Source organism: uncultured Pseudosulfitobacter sp. (genome assembly GCF_963976325.1).
Lineage (GTDB): Bacteria > Pseudomonadota > Alphaproteobacteria > Rhodobacterales > Rhodobacteraceae > Pseudosulfitobacter.
In genome coordinates this window covers 536,360-554,194 of sequence record NZ_CAXBJW010000002.1, presented here as the reverse complement: position 1 = coordinate 554,194, position 17,835 = coordinate 536,360, and the positions used below count along the sequence as shown (strand labels likewise).

Below are 17,835 nucleotides of genomic sequence, written 5' to 3'. Positions count from 1 at the left end.
GCATGATCTGGTCACTGGTAAAAATCATTCTGTTCGTCTGCGCCGTTGCAGCCATTGCCTTGGGTGCAGGCTATTTGTTGGAAAGTCAGGGCGGCATTCAGGTTGTTGTCGCAGGCACCGAATTTACGCTGGGGCCGCTTGAATCGGTCATGGCGCTGGTGGTGCTGGTGTTTGCTGTCTGGGTGCTGATCAAGGTGATCGGCGCGCTGATCGCGGTCTGGCATTTCCTGAACGGCGACGAGACAGCGATCACCCGCTATTTCGCCCGCAACCGTCAGGCCAAGGGCTTTGACGCGCTGGCCGAGGGCATGATGGCGCTGGCATCGGGCGAAGGCCGGATGGCGATGACCAAGGCGGCGAAAGCTGAAAAATACCTGAAACGTCCCGAGCTGACCGACCTGCTGACCGCGCAAGCCGCTGAAATGTCAGGCGACCGGCGCAAGGCAGAGCAAAGCTATCGCAAGCTGATCCAGAACGAACAGACCCGATTTGTCGGGGTGCGCGGCATCATGAAACAGAAGCTGGCCGAGGGCGACACGGCCACCGCGATGGAGCTGGCCAAAAAGGCGTTCGCGCTGAAACCGCGCCACACGGAAACCGGCGATGTGTTGCTGAAATTGCAAGCGCAGTCGTCCGATTGGGCCGGTGCGCGCAACACGTTGCACACCAAGTTGAAGGCGGGCGCGTTGCCCAGAGATGTACATAAACGGCGCGATGCTGTACTTGCTTTGTCCGAGGCGAAGCAGGTGTTCGAGGCCGATCAGACCATCGAAGCCCGCGAAGCGGCGATCGAGGCGAACCGTTTGTCGCCCGACCTGATCCCCGCCGCCGTGATGGCCGCGCAAAGCTATATCGAGCAGGGCAACAAGAAATACGCCACCCGCGTGATCAAAAAGGCATGGGAGGCGATGCCGCATCCCGATCTGGCCGCGACCTTTGCCGCGATTGAGCCAGAAGAAGACGCCGCCGCGCGGATGAAACGGTTTCAGACGCTGACCAAACTGCACCGCGACCATGCCGAAACGCGGATGCTGCTGGCTGAACTGCACATCGCCAACGAGGATTTCCCGCAGGCGCGGCGCGATCTGGGTGATCTGTTCGAAACCGATCCGACCGCGCGCGTCGCAACCCTGCTGGCCGCAATCGAACGTGGCGAAGGGGCGCCGGACAACGTGGTCAAGGGTTGGCTGACCCGCGCCCTGACGGTGCCGCGTGGCCCGCAATGGGTCTGCGAGAACTGCCTGCACATTCATGCCAATTGGCAGCCGGTTTGCGAAAACTGCGAAAGCTTTGACACGCTGGCGTGGATCAAACCACCCATGGCCGAGGTTGCGATGCCCGGCAGCATCGGCATGTTGCCGATGATCGTGGGAAATCCCGAACCCCAGCCCGCGCCCGATCTGTCGATGATCGAGGATGCCGAGCTGTTGGACCCGGACGCACCGGATGATCCGACAGAGAACCAGCGCACCTGATTGCAAAGGCCACAGGGGAAACTTTGTGGCCTTTTGTCTGTCCGCAGTTTCATACCATTCCCGCCGTATTCCTGTCGCAGTTTCGCGTCATCTTTAGGATAAGCGCTGGCCACGGCCATCCCTGACAACTTGCGACGGATACTGATTATGACGACTTCAAATAGCTTTCAGGAACGCATTAAGCGGCTAGAAGCAAAGCACGGGCAGACCGTTCGTGCAGCCACACCCAGAAGAACCGCCCCGATGCCTCGACCGGATACAGGTGGAGTACTAAGCCTGACCTCGCCAAAGGCGTTGATGCTCGGCTTTGGCGGGCTGGTGTCACTGGTGGTCTTGGGATCGGTTCTGACCGTTTTGATGACGATGCCGCTGTAAAGACGGACCAAGCCAACGAAAAAAGCCGCCCCATGACAGGGCGGCTTTCGCATTTCCAAAACGGCAGGGCCGGTCAGTAACGGTAATGTTCCGGCTTGAACGGACCCTCGGGCGTGACGCCGATATAGGCGGCTTGCTCGGCGTTCAGTTCGGTCAGTTTGACACCGATTTTTGCCAGATGCAGACGGGCGACTTTTTCGTCCAGATGCTTGGGCAGGATGTAGACATCGTTTTCGTAGTTGTCGCCACGTGTCCACAGTTCGATCTGCGCCAGAACCTGATTGGTAAAGCTGGCGGACATCACGAACGACGGGTGACCGGTGGCGTTGCCAAGGTTCAGCAAGCGGCCCTCGGACAGCAGGATCAGACGGTGCCCGTTGGGCATCTCGATCATGTCCACCTGTTCCTTGATGTTGGTCCACTTGTGGTTTTTCAGGGCAGCGACCTGAATTTCATTGTCAAAGTGGCCGATGTTGCCAACGATGGCCATGTCCTTCATCTCGCGCATGTGCTCGATGCGGATCACGTCCTTGTTGCCGGTGGTGGTGATGAAAATGTCGGCGTCGGCAACCACGTCTTCCAGCAGCACGACCTCGAACCCGTCCATTGCCGCTTGAAGCGCGCAGATCGGATCAACCTCGGTCACCTTCACGCGGGCACCGGCACCGCGCAGCGATGCGGCCGAACCCTTGCCGACGTCGCCATAGCCCATGACGACAGCAACCTTGCCGGCCATCATGGTGTCAGTGGCGCGGCGGATGCCGTCAACCAGCGATTCCTTGCAACCGTATTTGTTGTCGAACTTGGACTTGGTGACCGAGTCGTTCACGTTGATCGCGGGGAAGGGCAGTTGACCCTGCTTTTTCAGATCATACAGACGGTGCACGCCCGTGGTGGTTTCTTCGGAAACGCCAACGATCTGGGTGCGCATCTTGGTGAACCAACCGGGGCTGGCGGCCATGCGTTTCTTGATCTGGGCGAAAATCGCCTCTTCCTCTTCCGATTTCGGAATGGCGATCAACTCGTCCTCGCCCTGTTCGACGCGCGCGCCCAGCAGGATGTACAGCGTGGCGTCGCCGCCATCATCCAGGATCAGGTTGGGGCCGTCTTCGAACATGAACGACTTGTCCAGATAATCCCAATGCTCGACCAGCGACTGGCCCTTGATCGCAAAGACCGGCACGCCGCTGGCCGCGATGGCCGCCGCTGCGTGGTCCTGAGTGGAGAAGATGTTGCACGATGCCCAACGCACGTCAGCGCCCAGCGCCACAAGCGTTTCGATCAGAACAGCGGTCTGGATCGTCATGTGCAGCGACCCGACAATGCGCGAGCCCTTGAGCGGTTTGCTTTCGCCGTATTCCTCGCGCAGGGCTATCAGACCCGGCATTTCGGTTTCAGCAATATCCAGTTCCTTGCGGCCATAATCGGCCAGCGCGATGTCCTTGACGATATAGTCGTTTGCCATGAGGGCCCTCTTGGGTGTTGTGAAATTTGACCAGCGCATAGCAGTCTGACCCTTTCTAAACAATGGATAACCCCGCACATGTAACGCCAATGCGATGGGATCGACCGTCCAGACATGACAAAACCGGCCTGACGGATGTCGGGCCGGTCGGTTTGGGTCCACCGATTTGTAATCAGTCGGTCAGCATGGCCAGCACTTCGCCAGCATCCTTGCCGCCATTCCAATCTTCGCCGGTTTCCAGCACACAACTGTTGCCGTCGGGCAGATATTGAACCAGCGACCATGTTCCGTTGCGCTCGGACGCCCACAATTGGGTGTCTTTGGCTTCTTGACCGGCAACGGGTGTTTCACCGTACCAATCCACCAGCGATGCTTCCATTTCGGCGCTGGACATGCAGACGCTGTCGGCCATTGCGGTCGATGCGGACAAAATCAGTGCTGTGATGGTCAAAACGGGTTTCATGATGTGCTCCTTCAAGGATAGAACACACACAGGGCAAAAATGGTTCCGTTCTTTTGCAAGAGGTTACATGGCACGCGCATCGAAAACCGCACCCAGAGCATGGCAAAGGATGCTGTCGGGGCGGCGATTGGACCTGCTGGACCCGACGCCTGTGGACATCGAGATCGAGGACATTGCGCACGGATTGGCGTTCGTTGCGCGGTGGAACGGACAGACGCGGGGCGACTATGCCTATTCGGTCGCCGAGCATTCCTTGCTGGTCGAAACCATCTATGGTCGCATCGCGCCCAACGCCCCCGCCAAGTGGCGGCTTGCGGCGCTGCTGCATGATGCACCGGAATATGTGATCGGCGATATGATCTCGCCGGTGAAGGCGGCCATCGGGCCAAGCTACGGCGTGCTGGATGAACGGCTGGAGGCGGCGGTGCATCTGCGCTTTGGCCTGCCGGCCAAGGTTCCGGTGGCGGTGAAGAAACAGATCAAGCGGGCCGACACGGTCAGCGCATGGATGGAAGCAACCGAGATTGCGGGGTTTTCCATTGCCGAGGCGGACAAGATTTTCGGCAAGCCCGACGCTGCGCTGATGGACGGCCTGTCGATCGTGTTGCGCCCGCCGGTTGAGACCCGCGCAGACTTTACCGCCCGTCATGCCGCGTTGTTGGGGATGTTGCCATGATCTATGTGCGCCATGCCTCGGCTCTGGATGCATCTTCCATGGCCGAATTGTTGAATGCGATCATCGAAAAGGGCGGGACCACGGCACTGACCCGTCCGGTGACGGCAAGGGACATCAAGGACTGGATGGCCGTCGATCCCGACCGGTCGTCGTGGCAGGTGGCGGTGGACGACGCTGAGAGGGTTGTCGGCTTCCAGTGGATTGCGCCCCATGCGAAACTGCCGCCCGAGGCCTGCGACATCGCCAGTTTCGTGCAACTTGGCCGCACGGGGCTGGGCATCGGGTCGGCGTTGTTTGACGCCACGCGCCGGGCGGCGGCGGATTTGGGCTATGACTGGATCAACGCCACGATCCGCGCCGACAACGCGGGCGGGCTGACGTATTATCAAAGCCGGGGCTTTCGCGACTGGGCGTTTGATCAGGGCGTGACGCTGGACAGCGGTCAGGTGGTCAACAAGATCAGCAAGCGGTTTGACCTGAAATAATCAGCGCGGCGACCGTTTTGCCAGAATGCGCTGCAAGGTCCGGCGGTGCATGTTCAGACGCCGCGCGGTTTCGCTGACATTGCGGTCGCACAGCTCGTACACCCGCTGAATGTGTTCCCAACGCACACGGTCCGCGCTCATCGGGTTTTCGGGGGGCGGGGGCAGGTCGTCGCCGCGCGCCAGCAGGGCATTGGTGATGTCGGTGGCATCCGCAGGTTTCGACAGATAGTCGGTGGCGCCGATCTTGACCGCCGCCACGGCGGTCGCAATCGCACCATAGCCGGTCAGCACCACAACCCGCGCATCGGGGCGGCGTTCGCGCAGCACCTCGACAATGTCCAGACCGTTGCCATCCTCGAGCCGCAGATCGACAACCGCATAGGCAGGCGGTCGGGCGGTTGCAATCGCACGGCCGCCCGCCACGGAATCCGCAGTTTCGACATCAAAGCCGCGCTTTTCCATGGCTTTGGCCAACCGGCGCAGAAACGGCTCGTCGTCGTCCACCAGCAGCAGCGACTTGTCTTCACCGATATCCTCGGGGGTCACCTCGGTCATGCCGTCTCTCCTGCACGAAAATCACTGTCTGCAACTATGTAGTGCTGCGCACGCCGCGTCAAACGCCCGCTAGGAATGATCAACAAAGCATTGGACCCGCTCGGCCATCTGTTCCGGCGTCACCTCGCGGCGGAAAAAGTCGACAAAACCGACCTCTGGCAACACCAGGTAGGTGAATGTCGAATGGTCGACAAGGTACAGGTCATCGTCGGACGGGTGCGCCTTGTAGTAGGTTTTATAGGCCTGGCTTGCCGCCTTGATCTGTTCGGGCGATCCGGTCAGGCCGATCATTTTCTCGTGCATCGCATCGGCATATTCGCCTACGACTTCGGGCGTGTCCCGTTGGGGGTCGACCGAGATAAAGACGCCGGTGGTCGCGGTGCCGTTGTCTTGCAGAATGTCGATGGCGTCGGCGTTGCGCGCCACGTCAAAGGGGCAGACATCGGGGCAGAAGGTATAGCCGAAATAGACCAGCGACGGTTCGGTGATCACATCCGCGTCGGTCACGGTTTCGCCCTTGCTGTTCAGCAACTCGAACGGGCCGCCGATCTGACCTGCGCCGCCGGCAACCGCGCTGCCGCGGCACTGGGCAAACTGGTCGTCATCGCCTGTGCGGGTGAACAGATAGGTGCCACCGACGACGGCAATGGCAACAACAGCGGCAAGAATGGCAACAAGACGGGTCATAACGGCCTCGGGCTAAGGATTGCGCCGGTTGGCGCTGCGTGGAACACTGGTATGCAGCCCTAATGTGAATTTCAATCAACTGCATCGTGACATAATGGCCCAGCCCGACCTTGACCTGATGACACGCGCCCAGCGATCAAGCTGGATACGTCTGCGCACGCTGATCCTGCTGCGCTGGGTGGCCATCATCGGCCAGTTGACGGCGATTACCGTGGCACAGCGGCTGTACGGGCTGCAACTGGAGCTGGGCCTATGTTATCTGGCGATTGGCGTGTCGGTCATAGGCAACCTGATCGCGATCTTTGTCTTTCCCGAGAACAAACGCCTTAGCGAATTCGAAAACCTGATGATGGTCATGTTCGACCTGTTGCAACTGGCGTTTCTGTTGTTTCTGACTGGCGGGCTGAACAATCCTTTTGCTTTGCTGATGCTGGGTCCGGTGACGATTTCCGCCGCCGTGCTGACCGCGCGGTCGGCGATCATGACCGGGGGAACGGCGATTGTTCTGGTCACGGTGCTGTCGGAATACCACTTTCCGCTGCGCACCGATCAGGGGCTGATCCTGCGCATTCCCGACATTTTCGTGTTCGGCCAGTGGACGGCGCTGGTCATCGCTATCGTGTTCATCGGCGCCTATTCGCGGCGGGTGACGTCAGAGATGGATTCGATGTCCGATGCGCTGTCAGCCACGCAGATGGCGCTGTCGCGCGAACAGAAGCTGACCGATCTGGGGGGCGTGGTGGCCGCAGCGGCGCATGAACTGGGCACACCGCTGGCCACCATCAAGCTGGCCAGTGCCGAGTTGATCGAAGAATTGCGCGACGCGCCGGACCTGCGCGAGGATGCCGAGCTGATCCGCGATCAGGCGGACAGGTGCCGCGATATTCTGCGTGACATGGGGCGGGCGGGCAAGGATGACCTGCACCTGCGGCAGGCCCCGCTGATGGCCGTGATTTCCGAGGCCGCCGAACCGCACAGCCATCGCGGCAAGCACATCCATTACACCCACGACCCCGAATCCGGAGACGAGATTGACCAACCGTCGATCCTGCGCAAACCCGAGATCATCCACGGGCTGCGCAACCTGATCCAGAACGCGGTGGATTTCGCCAAGGCGAACGTCTGGGTCGAGGCGCACTGGGACGACAGCACCATATCGCTGCGCATCATGGACGACGGCCCGGGTTATCCACCGCAAATGCTGGGCCGGATCGGCGACCCTTTCGTGACCCGCCGCCGGTCGATCACCGACAAGCAGGTGCGGCCGGCTTATGACGGGATGGGGCTGGGCCTGTTCATTGCCAAAACGCTGCTGGAACGATCCGGGGCCGAACTGAATTTCGAAAACGGATCAGACCCTTATGCGCCGCCAAGCCGTGTGCGCCAAGCCCGTTTGGGGGCCATCGTCGAGGTCGTTTGGGTTCGTCGCAAAATTGAAGCAAGCACAGCCGAGCTGGGGCCGAACCAACGGTTTTCACTGTAAGTTTTCCATCGGTTAACGTTCTGTTAACCTTTTGATGTTTGTTTTGTTCAGGTTCTTTTCGAACTTGGGCGTATCATGCCGTTAATTGACATCATCACATTCGTCATCGTTGCACTGACCTCGGCCGCTGCCGCCTTGGGGTTGTTTGTCTGGCTGGACGTGCTCCAGAAAAACGCCGCTGCCCAATTCGATTCAGAAATCAGCATCCTGTTTGAAGGTAACCTTGCCTTACACTCCAACGCCGCAGCGCTTGTCGCCCTGGATTGCACCCTGGAAACGCTGACCTGGGATTTGCTGTACGAACAGCTGCGCCACCGGTTCAAGTCACTGCCGCCCGACCCCGCGCAATTGTCCGAGGGGATGCATTACATTCAAGCCCATATGGCCGGCGATACCGGCCTGCTGACGCTGGAAAAACGCGGGCCCGTGGTCGAGCTGTGCCTGCCCGGCGTATCGGATCTGAGTTTGGGTCAAAGCGAACGGTTGCTTGCACTGCAATCCAAGATCGAGACGCTGGAACGCTCTTGCGGATCGGCGCCCTATCCGATGTGGCAAAAGGACGAACAGGGCAAGCTGGTCTGGTCAAATGCCGCCTACGAGGAATTGCAACGCCGCATTGGACACGACAGAAACGCGCCAAATGCATTGTTTGATGATGTTATGGGGTCCGCGCCCGCACCGGTTCAGCACCGCGCATCGGTGACCACCCAACCTGACGGACTGGTCCGTTGGTACGACGCATCCCAACAGGTTATCGACGGGCTGGTTGTCGCGCATGCCGTCAACATCGACGCCGTTATCGACGCCGAGGTGGCCCAGCGCAATTTCGTGCAGACGCTGGCCAAAACATTCGCGCAATTGTCCATTGGTCTGGCGATTTTCGACCGCAAGGGCCAGTTGGCGCTGTTCAATCCGGCGCTGATTGATCTGACCCGCCTGCCTGCCGAATTCCTAAGCGCGCGGCCCGACATGCTGTCTTTCTTTGACAGGTTGCGCGAAAGCCGGATGATGCCCGAACCCAAGAACTACGGGTCTTGGCGTCAGGAAATCGCGGACCTGATCAAGGCCGCCGCCGATGGCCGTTACCTTGAAACCTGGACCCTGGAATCGGGGCAGACCTATCGCGTCAGCGGCAAACCACACCCGGATCGCGCCGTGGCCTTCCTGATCGAGGACATCACCACCCAGGTCAACATAACCCGCAATTTCCGCGCCGAGCTGGACATGGGGCAATCCATGATGGACGCCCTGTCCGAGGGGCTTGCCGTGTTTTCGCCGGCGGGGGTTCTGTCGCTGTGCAACCGGGTCTATTCTGACCTGTGGGGTTTTGACCCTGACCGCAGTTTCGCCGACATCACCATCGCCGACTCGGTCGACGTGTGGCAGGCCAGATGCCTGCCAACGACGGCGTGGCGTGACATATCCGATTTCATCAAAACATCTGGCCCGCGCAAGGAATGGAGCGTCGAGGTGCAGACCACCGACGGAAACGCGATCAGGTGCACGATCACACCTGTCACGGGCGGGGCCACGATGGTGCAGTTCCATTTGCTGGATGGCGCGGTTTCCAGGGCACCCGAAACGTTGAAAGTGGCGCGAACCGGCTGATCCTGTGCAGCCATTTTGCTTGCGGCTGGTGCCACGCACGGTAGGTTGCAGCAATGGCCGCACAGCACTTTGACATCCTGTTCCAGACACCCGATGCAACCGCCGCATTCGGCGCGGCACTGGCCGTGCGCCTGTTGCCCGGCGATGTGATCCTGTTGGAAGGTCCGGTGGGTGCAGGCAAAACCCATCTGGCCCGCGCCCTTATCCGCGCCGTACTGTTGCAGGACGAGGACGTGCCATCACCCACCTTCACGCTGGTTCAGACCTATGACACGCAAAACGGCGCGCTTTGGCACAGCGATCTGTACCGGCTGACGTCGACCTTCGAGATCGAGGAGCTGGGGTTGATCGACGCTTTTGACGATGCGATCTGCCTGATCGAATGGCCCGACCGTCTGGGCGAGCTGACCCCCGAAACCGCGCTGCATCTGACGCTGGCGAACACACCGGACGACAGCGCACGTATCCTGCGCGCCACGTGGAGCGATCCCAAATGGCAGGACCGATTGACAGGACTGACCACATGACCGACCGCGCGACCCATCTGGCGCAGTTCATCGCCGCCGCCGGCTGGCAGGATGCTGCCCGCACCACCGTTGCCGGCGATGCGTCGAACCGCCGTTATGACAGGCTGAAGATGCCCGCGGGCGACACCGCGATCCTGATGGATGCGCCCCCCGACAAGGGCGAGGACGTGCGCCCCTTTGTCCGCATCGCCACTTTCCTACGCGCGCAGGGGTTAAGCGCGCCCGCCATTCTGGCGCAGGATGAAACGCACGGGTTTCTGCTGCTGGAAGACTTGGGCGACGACCTGTTCGCCCGCGTCATTCCCCGCGACGCGGCACTGGAATTGCCGCTGTACAAGGCCGCGACCGATGTTCTGGTCACGCTGCACAATGCCACGCCGCCGTCGCTGGCCCCTTATGATGCTGACACCATGACACCGCTGGCTGCGCTGGCCTTTGACTGGTATCAGGCGGGTGCGACAGGGGGCGTTCAGACGGCAGAGAAATCTGCGTTCAGCGCCGCCTTTCACGCCGCTTTAAAGCCGCTCGACGCTACGCCACCTGTGCTGATCCAGCGCGACTATCACGCCGAAAACCTGCTGTGGTTGCCCGACCGCGACGGCATCGCCCGCGTTGGCCTGCTGGATTTTCAAGACGCGATGGCGGGGCATCCGGCCTATGACCTGGTGTCGATCCTGCAAGACGCGCGGCGCGATGTGCCCCCCGCGATCGAGGCGCAGATGATCGCGCGCTATATCGCCGCCAGCCCGCAGGACGCCCCCGAATTCGCCCGCGCCTATGCGCTGCTGGGCCTGCAACGCAACCTGCGCATCCTTGGCGTTTTTGCCCGCCTGTGCATTCGTGACGGCAAGGCGCATTATGTCGATCTGATCCCGCGCGTCTGGGGACATATCCAGACCAACCTGAAGCACCCCGACGTGGCCCCGCTGGCCAACATGCTGGCCGGACTGCCCGCGCCGGATGCTGAAACCCTGAACCGGATCAAAAGCCAATGCGCGACACCGCCGTCATGATCTTTGCGGCCGGGTTCGGGACGCGGATGCGCCACCTGACCCAGGACCGCCCCAAGCCGATGGTGCCCGTCGCGGGGCGTCCGCTGATCGACCATGCGCTGGACATGGTGCAGGCGATTGCACCCGACCGCATTGTCGCCAACCTGCATTACCTGCCGCATGTGTTGCAGGCGCATCTGGCCGATACCGGCGTGCAAACCGTGACCGAGACAGGCGCGATCCTTGAGACAGGCGGCGGGCTGCGCAATGCGCTGCCGCTGCTGGGCGATGGGCCGGTGTTCACCGTGAACCCCGATGCAATCTGGACGGGTGCGAACCCGTTGCAAGCCTTGCGCGCGGCATGGAAGCCCGCGCAGATGGACGCGCTGTTGATGTGTGTGCCCGTGGCGCAGGCTGTCGGCTATGCGGGGCAGGGCGACTTTGCCGTGGGCGACGACGGGCGGCTGCAACGGGGGCAGGGCGCTGTTTATGGCGGGGTTCAGATCATCAAGACCGACAGGCTGACCGAGATTGCGGAAGACAGCTTTTCGCTGAATGTGCTGTGGGACATGATGCTACAAGACAACCGGCTGTTCGGGATCACCCACACGGGCCGCTGGTGCGATGTCGGCCACCCCGAGGGGATCGCATTGGCCGAAGAGATGTTGGCCGCCGATGTTTGAACCATCTGACACCCCGCGCCTGTTCGGCCTGCCGCCCGGCGTGGATTTCCCCGCTGCGTTGATCGACGGGCTGCGCACGCGGTTGCCCGCGACCGATCCTACGGCCATCGCCCGTGTTGATCTGATCGTGAACACCACGCGGATGCAGCGCCGTTTGCGCACGCTGTTTGATGCCGGTCCCGCCGGCCTGTTGCCGCGCGTGCATCTGGTGACGGGGCTGGACGGGCTGCTGACCGGCCCCGTGCCGCCGCCCGCCGTGCCACCGTTGCGCCGCCGGTTGGAGCTGATCCAGTTGGTCTCGGGCTTGTTGGATCGCCAGACCGAGCTGGCCCCGCGTGCGTCGCTGTTCGATCTGTCGGACAGTCTGGCCGCGTTGCTGGACGAGATGCAGGGCGAGGGTGTGCCGATTGACAAGGTCACCGGGCTGGATGTGTCGGACCAGTCGGGCCATTGGGAACGGGCCAAGACCTTTATCCAGATCGCCGAAACCTATCTGGGGCCGCGCACCGACCAGATGGACGGGCAGGCGCGGCACCGTGCGGTTGTGACCGCGCTGATTGACCAATGGGAGCGCGAGCCACCGCAGCACCCGGTGATCGTGGCAGGCTCGACCGGATCGCGCGGCACCGTGCAAATGCTGATGCAGGCTGTGGCGCGGCTCCCGCAGGGGGCTGTGGTGTTGCCCGGCTTCGATTTCGACATGCCGCCCGAGGTGTGGTCGAACCTGTCCGACGGGCTGCTGGCCGAGGATCATCCACAGTACCGGTTCCAAAGCATCGCGCGGGCGCTAGACATGCACGCGACCCAAGTCGCCCGATGGACGCAGACCCCGCCGCCCGATCCCGTGCGCAACAAGCTGGTGTCGCTGGCGCTGCGCCCGGCCCCTGTCACCGACGCGTGGCTGGTCGAGGGGCCAAAGCTGAACGGGCTGGCCGGCGCGCTGGACGGCGTCACCATGGTGAACGCCGAAACCCCGCGCGCCGAGGCGCTGGCGATTGCCATGCGCCTGCGTGAGGCCGCCGAGCGGGGCGAGACGGCGGCGCTGATCACCCCCGACCGGATGCTGGGGCGGCAGGTGACGGCGGCGCTGGACCGGTGGGACATCCTGCCCGACGACAGCGCAGGCGTGCCGCTGCACCTGTCGCCGCCGGGACGGCTGTTGCGGCACACCGCGTCGCTGCTGCGCGACACGCTGGACGCCGAGGCCCTGCTGACCTTGCTGAAACACCCGCTGGTGCACAGCAGTGCCACCCGCAACCTGCACCAACTGAACACGCAACGGCTGGAATTGCAGATCCGCAAGGACGGCTTGCCCTATCCCACACCCGACACGCTGGTCGCCACCGCTGCCCGCGCGGTGCGGGGCGATGACGAGGTGGCGCAGATCACCGCATGGGCCAACTGGCTGGCCGCGACCGTGTGCGACCGTGACACCGGCGAAGATCACGAATTGTCAGATTGGGTCACCTTGCACCGCGCTTTGACCGAGGCGCTGGCAGGCGGGCAAGACGGCGCAGACAGCGGCGGATTGTGGGCGAAAAAGGCCGGTGCCGAAGCACGGCGCATCATGGATGCCCTGGCGGACGAGGCCGCGCTGGGCGGGGCCATGTCGGCGGCGGACTATGCCGACCTGATCGGCGCTCTGTTGGCAGCGGGCGAAGTACGCGACCGCGACGCGCCTTTTGCCGGCGTGATGATCTGGGGCACGCTCGAGGCGCGGGTGCAGGGGGCCGATCTGGTCATTCTGGGCGGCATGAACGACGGCACATGGCCCGAAGCGCCCGCACCCGATCCGTGGCTGAACCGTGTGATGCGTCACAAGGCGGGGCTGCTGCTGCCCGAACGGCGCATCGGGCTGGCCGCGCATGATTTTCAACAGGCCGTGGCCGCGCCCGAGGTGTGGATCACCCGTGCCGTGCGCTCGGACGACGCCGAAACCATCCCGTCGCGCTGGATCAACCGGATGCAGAACCTGCTGCTGGGCTTGCCGGCGCAGGGCGGACCCGAAGCGTTGAAGGCGGCGCAAGACCGCGGCGATGTCTGGTTGGCGCGCGCGGGTGCTTTGGAACAGGCGGCACCCGTGGCCCCCGCACCCCGCCCGTCGCCGCGCCCGCCTGTCGCCGCGCGGCCCCGCACGCTGTATGTGACCGACATTCAGCGGCTGATCCGCGATCCCTATGCGGTGTACGCCAAACATTGCCTGAAACTGCGCCCGCTGAACCCGCTGGTGCAGGACGCCGATGCGCGGCTGCGCGGCATTGTCCTGCACGAGATCATGGAACGGTTCCTGCCGATGACGCTGGCCGATCCGACCACGCTGACCGCGGCCCATCTGGTGCAGACCGCCGACGCGGTTCTGGCCGATGTGGTGCCGTGGCCCACGTTCCGCACCCTGTGGCAGGCGCGCATTGCCCGCGTGGCTGATTGGTTCGTGACGCAGGAACTGGAACGGCGCAAAACCGCGACGCCGCTGGCGCTGGAAAAGGACGCGCAGGGCACACTGATACTGGACGACATCGGCATGACCATCGCCTGCCGTGCTGACCGGATTGATGAAACCTCGGACGGGTCTGCGATTTTGTACGATTACAAAACCGGATCGGCCCCTAAGCCTGCGATGCAAAAGCATTTCGACAAACAATTGCTGATCGAGGCCGCGATACTGGAAGAAGGCGGGTTCAAATCCGTCGGAATGCGCCCCGTGCGCGGTGCCGTGTATATCGGTCTGGGATCAACCCCCGAAGAGGTCGCGGCACCCTTGCTGGACGAGCCGCCCGAGAAAACGCTGGAAGACCTGCGCGCCTTGCTTTCAGCCTATCTGGACCCCGAAAAGGGGTTCACCGCCCGTCGCGCGCCGCGTTCCGAGGCGAGCGAAGAAGACTATGACCAGCTGGCCCGCTACGGCGAATGGGATACCGGCACCAAAGCCACGCCCGAGGATGTGACATGACGGTTCTGGACGAAGCCACCCGCCGCCAGCTTGAGGCGGCGCGGCCCGATGCGTCGACATGGCTGTCGGCCAATGCGGGGTCGGGCAAGACGCGGGTGCTGACCGACCGGGTGGCGCGGCTGTTGCTGGACGGGGTCGAACCGCAGCACATCCTGTGCCTGACCTATACCAAGGCGGCGGCGTCCGAGATGCAGAACCGGCTGTTCAAGCGGCTGGGGGCCTGGGCGATGCTGCCCGACGCGGAACTGGCGCAATCGCTGGTCGATCTGGGCGCGGGCCATGCCACTGCGACCGAGGCACTGCGCCGCGCGCGCACGCTGTTTGCCAGTGCCATCGAAACGCCCGGCGGGCTGAAAATTCAGACGATCCACTCGTTCTGTGCCGCCCTGTTGCGGCGCTTTCCGCTTGAGGCGCAGGTCAGCCCGCAGTTCACCGAGATCGAAGACCGCGCCGCCGACATGCTGCGCGCCGACATCGTGGACCGCATGGCGCTGGGTGGTGAACGCGACATCGTGCGGGCGCTGGCCGCGCAATTCACCGGCGAGGATTTCGGAAACCTGACCCGCCAGATTGTCAGCCAGCAGGCGGGCTTTGCCCCGGCGCTGGACTGGGCCGGTTGTCTGAACCTGTTCGACCTGCCGCCCGATCTGACCGCCGATGCCGTCGCCGCCCGCGTGTTGCTGGGCAACGAGGCGGACATGCTGGCCACGTTGATCCCCCATTTGCTGGCCAAGGGCGGTTTGGACGCCAAGGCAGGATACAAGCTGCAACAGATCGACCGGATGGACCTGTCGGCGCTGGCGGTGATGGAAGATGTGTTTCTGACCGGTGCCAGCGCCAAGGAACCGTTCACCGCCAAGCTGGGCAGTTTCCCCACCAAGCCGACGCAGGCCAAAGTGGCCGACATGATGCCCGCGCTAGAGGACCTGATGCGCCGGGTCGAGGACACGCGGGCGCTGCGCCTTGGCTTTGCCGCCGCGCGCAAGACCCACAGCCTGCACCGGTTTGCGGCACCGTTTCTGGCGCATTATGCGCAGGCCAAACAATTGCGCGGCTGGCTGGACTTTGACGATCTGATCAACAAGGCGCGCAGCCTGCTGTATGACAAGAAGGTCGCGGCCTGGGTGCTGTACCGGATCGACGGCGGCATTGACCATATACTGGTGGACGAGGCGCAGGACACCAGCCCGGCGCAATGGGACGTGGTGCGCAAGCTGACCGAGGAATTCGCCAGCGGCGAAGGCGCGCGCCCCGAGGACAAACGCACGGTGTTCGTGGTGGGCGACACCAAACAGTCGATCTATTCCTTCCAAGGGGCCGATCCGCGCGAATTCCACCGGATGCAGGCGGAATTTCAGCAGCGGATCGAAGGGGCAGGGCAGTTGTTTCAGGAACGCACGCTGGACTTTTCGTTCCGTTCGTCGCCTGCGGTTTTGCGGCTGGTCGATACGTGTTTTTCCGAGGACGCCCAGCCCGGGTTTGCCAAACAGGCACAGCATATCGCGTTCAAATCCGACCTGCCGGGGCGCGTGGACCTGTGGCCGTTCCGCGAAAAGGCCGAGAAACAGGAAGAAAACGTCTGGTACGATCCGGTAGACCGGCTCAGCCCGACGCACCACGATCTGCTGCTGGCGCGCGATGTGGCCGAACACATCAAACATCTGATGGACACCGAGACAATTCCCGACGACGGCGATACCCCCGGCACCTATGTGCGGCGGCGGGTGCAGGCGGGCGATTTCCTGATCCTTGTGCAGCGGCGGTCCACCCTGTTTTCCGAGATCATCCGTGCCTGCAAGGCGCTGGACCTGCCGATTGCGGGGGCCGACCGGCTGAAGGTCGGCGGCGAGCTTGCGGTCAAGGATCTGGCGGCGTTGCTGTCGTTTCTGGCCACGCCCGAGGACAGCCTGTCGCTGGCCACGGTGCTGCGGTCGCCGCTGTTCGGCTGGACCGAGCAGAAGTTGTTCAGTCTGGCCAACGGACGCACTGAAACCCATCTGTGGCCGGCGCTGCGCCAACGGAAAGAAGAATTTCCGCAGACCCACGCCGTGCTGCGCGACCTGCGCGACAACGTCGATTACCTGCGCCCCTATGACCTGATCGAACGGGTGCTGACGCGTCACGACGGGCGGCGCAAGCTGTTGGGGCGGCTGGGGGTCGAGGCCGAGGACGGCATTGACGCGATGCTGTCGCAGGCGCTGGCATACGAGCGCACGGATGTGCCCAGCCTGACCGGATTTCTGGTGTGGATGCGCACCGACCAGTTGGAAATCAAACGCCAGATCGACAGTGCATCGGACCAGATCCGCGTGATGACGGTGCATGGCTCCAAGGGGTTGGAAGCGCCGATTGTGATCCTGCCCGACACCGCCAAACGCGACATCCGCATTCTGGACGAGGTGTTTGATGTGGGCGGTCATCCGGTGTGGAAGCCCAAGGCGGCAGAAATGCCGCAGGCCGTTGCCGATGCGATGGACCAGAAGAAACAAGACATCGCAGAGGAACGCTTGCGCCTGCTGTATGTGGCTCTGACACGGGCGGAAAAGTGGTTGATCATCGCGGGTGCCGGCGAGCCGGGCAAGAATGGCGACAGTTGGTACGAGATCGCGCAGACCGCGCTGGATCAGATGGGTGCGGTCGATACGCTGACCGATCAGGGGACGATCAAACGGTTCAGCCACGGCGATTGGTCAGCACCGCCGTTGAAAGAACAGACGGCGCCCGCAGCTCTCAGGGCCGAGGTTGATCCGATGTTCCACACCCCTGCCCAGCGCCCGCCCGAGCCACCCAAAACGCTGTCGCCGTCCGACCTTGGCGGGGCCAAGGCGCTGCCGGGGGATCTGGGCGCGGATGAGGACACGGCGAAATCCTTTGGCTCGGCGGTGCACCTGCTGCTGGAACGCATGTCGGGGCGTTATGCCGCCCATTGGCCCACGATCATCGACGTGTGCCGCGGCAATTTTGCCGAAATGCCCGACGCGATGTGGGACATGGCGGTGCAAGACGCCCGCGCGGTCCTGCAAGCGCCACATCTGGCACATCTGTTCCACGATCAGGCATTGGCCGAGGTGCCTGTTACCGCCGCCTTTGGTCCTGCGCGACTGCACGGCATCATCGACCGTTTGATCCTCCACGACGATCACGTCCTTGCGATAGATTACAAAACCAACCGTGTCGTGCCGGACACGCCCGAGGCCGTCCCCGACGGGCTGTTGTTGCAGATGGGGGCCTATGCGCAGGCCCTGTCACAGGTGTTTGCGGGCAAGCGCATCGACGTGGCGATCCTGTGGACCACGGACCAGACGTTGATGCCCCTGTCTGAAACATTGGTCACATCTGTCCTGCGACGGGCGGGGTACCTTGACGATCCTATGGGTGCTACATAGGTTCACAGTCCACATTCAAGCTGGC

15 protein-coding genes are annotated in these 17,835 nt (G+C 62.7%); 11 read left to right on the top strand and 4 right to left on the bottom strand.

All coding sequences use genetic code 11. The features are described 5' to 3' along the window. The first annotated feature begins 2 nt into the window (after positions 1-2). Both AAC077_RS09890 and AAC077_RS09885 read left to right on the top strand, forming a co-directional pair. The gene (locus tag AAC077_RS09890) at positions 3-1,475 is read left to right on the top strand and encodes a heme biosynthesis HemY N-terminal domain-containing protein (protein ID WP_339769018.1); all 1,473 of its coding nucleotides are present in this window, start codon (positions 3-5) and stop codon (positions 1,473-1,475) included. 243 nt (positions 1,476-1,718) lie between these two features. Next, positions 1,719-1,850 carry a hypothetical protein gene (locus AAC077_RS09885; protein WP_339769016.1) on the top strand — a complete coding sequence of 44 codons (132 nt, stop codon included), beginning with the start codon at positions 1,719-1,721 and terminating at the stop codon, positions 1,848-1,850. Positions 1,851-1,923: 73 nt separating this feature from the next. On the opposite strand, the gene ahcY is transcribed toward AAC077_RS09885, so the two are convergent. Then, on the bottom strand, positions 1,924-3,315 hold the full coding sequence (gene ahcY, locus AAC077_RS09880) for an adenosylhomocysteinase (RefSeq protein WP_339769015.1): 1,392 nt from the start codon (positions 3,313-3,315) through the stop codon (positions 1,924-1,926). Positions 3,316-3,487: 172 nt separating this feature from the next. After that, a complete protein-coding gene (locus tag AAC077_RS09875; protein ID WP_339769014.1) occupies positions 3,488-3,778 on the bottom strand; it encodes an S-adenosyl-L-homocysteine hydrolase in 291 nt (96 codons plus the stop codon). 67 nt (positions 3,779-3,845) lie between these two features. Between AAC077_RS09875 and AAC077_RS09870 the strand changes: the two genes are divergently transcribed. Next, positions 3,846-4,454, top strand: a complete 609-nt coding sequence (locus AAC077_RS09870) for an HD family hydrolase (protein ID WP_339769012.1) — start codon at positions 3,846-3,848, stop codon at positions 4,452-4,454. Then, a complete protein-coding gene (locus AAC077_RS09865) occupies positions 4,451-4,939 on the top strand; it encodes a GNAT family N-acetyltransferase (protein WP_339769010.1) in 489 nt (162 codons plus the stop codon). The genes AAC077_RS09870 and AAC077_RS09865 overlap by 4 nt, the downstream gene beginning before the upstream one ends. On the opposite strand, the gene AAC077_RS09860 is transcribed toward AAC077_RS09865, so the two are convergent. Further along, a complete protein-coding gene (locus tag AAC077_RS09860; RefSeq protein WP_339769008.1) occupies positions 4,940-5,494 on the bottom strand; it encodes an ActR/PrrA/RegA family redox response regulator transcription factor in 555 nt (184 codons plus the stop codon). 69 nt (positions 5,495-5,563) lie between these two features. After that, on the bottom strand, positions 5,564-6,181 hold the full coding sequence (locus AAC077_RS09855) for an SCO family protein (protein WP_339769007.1): 618 nt from the start codon (positions 6,179-6,181) through the stop codon (positions 5,564-5,566). A 94-nt stretch (positions 6,182-6,275) separates the two neighbouring features. On the opposite strand from AAC077_RS09855, the gene AAC077_RS09850 reads away from it, so the two are divergent. The 7 genes from AAC077_RS09850 (at position 6,276) to addA (ending at position 17,810) form a co-directional block, all read left to right on the top strand. Next, on the top strand, positions 6,276-7,664 hold the full coding sequence (locus tag AAC077_RS09850) for an ActS/PrrB/RegB family redox-sensitive histidine kinase (protein WP_339769005.1): 1,389 nt from the start codon (positions 6,276-6,278) through the stop codon (positions 7,662-7,664). A gap of 75 nt (positions 7,665-7,739) precedes the next feature. Beyond that, on the top strand, positions 7,740-9,272 hold the full coding sequence (locus tag AAC077_RS09845) for a PAS-domain containing protein (protein WP_339769004.1): 1,533 nt from the start codon (positions 7,740-7,742) through the stop codon (positions 9,270-9,272). A gap of 53 nt (positions 9,273-9,325) precedes the next feature. Further along, positions 9,326-9,799 carry a tRNA (adenosine(37)-N6)-threonylcarbamoyltransferase complex ATPase subunit type 1 TsaE gene (gene tsaE / locus AAC077_RS09840; protein WP_339769002.1) on the top strand — a complete coding sequence of 158 codons (474 nt, stop codon included), beginning with the start codon at positions 9,326-9,328 and terminating at the stop codon, positions 9,797-9,799. Beyond that, a complete protein-coding gene (locus AAC077_RS09835; protein WP_339768999.1) occupies positions 9,796-10,812 on the top strand; it encodes a phosphotransferase in 1,017 nt (338 codons plus the stop codon). The genes tsaE and AAC077_RS09835 overlap by 4 nt, the downstream gene beginning before the upstream one ends. Beyond that, positions 10,791-11,474 carry a nucleotidyltransferase family protein gene (locus tag AAC077_RS09830; RefSeq protein WP_339768997.1) on the top strand — a complete coding sequence of 228 codons (684 nt, stop codon included), beginning with the start codon at positions 10,791-10,793 and terminating at the stop codon, positions 11,472-11,474. The genes AAC077_RS09835 and AAC077_RS09830 overlap by 22 nt, the downstream gene beginning before the upstream one ends. Continuing rightward, on the top strand, positions 11,467-14,424 hold the full coding sequence (gene addB / locus AAC077_RS09825) for a double-strand break repair protein AddB (protein WP_339768995.1): 2,958 nt from the start codon (positions 11,467-11,469) through the stop codon (positions 14,422-14,424). Before AAC077_RS09830 ends, addB begins: the two co-directional genes overlap by 8 nt. Beyond that, positions 14,421-17,810, top strand: a complete 3,390-nt coding sequence (addA, locus tag AAC077_RS09820; protein WP_339768993.1) for a double-strand break repair helicase AddA — start codon at positions 14,421-14,423, stop codon at positions 17,808-17,810. Before addB ends, addA begins: the two co-directional genes overlap by 4 nt. Positions 17,811-17,835 lie beyond the last annotated feature (25 nt).

Excerpts from the sequence above, each read along its gene's own strand:
- AAC077_RS09860 (WP_339769008.1), bottom strand. The coding sequence starts at position 5,494 with ATGACCGAGGTGACCCCCGAGGATATCGGTGAAGACAAGTCGCTGCTG.
- addA (WP_339768993.1), top strand. The coding sequence starts at position 14,421 with ATGACGGTTCTGGACGAAGCCACCCGCCGCCAGCTTGAGGCGGCGCGG.
- AAC077_RS09865 (WP_339769010.1), top strand. The coding sequence starts at position 4,451 with ATGATCTATGTGCGCCATGCCTCGGCTCTGGATGCATCTTCCATGGCC.
- AAC077_RS09890 (WP_339769018.1), top strand. The coding sequence starts at position 3 with ATGATCTGGTCACTGGTAAAAATCATTCTGTTCGTCTGCGCCGTTGCA.
- AAC077_RS09845 (WP_339769004.1), top strand. The coding sequence starts at position 7,740 with ATGCCGTTAATTGACATCATCACATTCGTCATCGTTGCACTGACCTCG.
- AAC077_RS09850 (WP_339769005.1), top strand. The coding sequence starts at position 6,276 with ATGGCCCAGCCCGACCTTGACCTGATGACACGCGCCCAGCGATCAAGC.
- AAC077_RS09830 (WP_339768997.1), top strand. The coding sequence starts at position 10,791 with ATGCGCGACACCGCCGTCATGATCTTTGCGGCCGGGTTCGGGACGCGG.
- AAC077_RS09885 (WP_339769016.1), top strand. The coding sequence starts at position 1,719 with ATGCCTCGACCGGATACAGGTGGAGTACTAAGCCTGACCTCGCCAAAG.
- AAC077_RS09870 (WP_339769012.1), top strand. The coding sequence starts at position 3,846 with ATGGCACGCGCATCGAAAACCGCACCCAGAGCATGGCAAAGGATGCTG.
- ahcY (WP_339769015.1), bottom strand. The coding sequence starts at position 3,315 with ATGGCAAACGACTATATCGTCAAGGACATCGCGCTGGCCGATTATGGC.
- tsaE (WP_339769002.1), top strand. The coding sequence starts at position 9,326 with ATGGCCGCACAGCACTTTGACATCCTGTTCCAGACACCCGATGCAACC.
- AAC077_RS09855 (WP_339769007.1), bottom strand. The coding sequence starts at position 6,181 with ATGACCCGTCTTGTTGCCATTCTTGCCGCTGTTGTTGCCATTGCCGTC.
- AAC077_RS09875 (WP_339769014.1), bottom strand. The coding sequence starts at position 3,778 with ATGAAACCCGTTTTGACCATCACAGCACTGATTTTGTCCGCATCGACC.
- AAC077_RS09835 (WP_339768999.1), top strand. The coding sequence starts at position 9,796 with ATGACCGACCGCGCGACCCATCTGGCGCAGTTCATCGCCGCCGCCGGC.
- addB (WP_339768995.1), top strand. The coding sequence starts at position 11,467 with ATGTTTGAACCATCTGACACCCCGCGCCTGTTCGGCCTGCCGCCCGGC.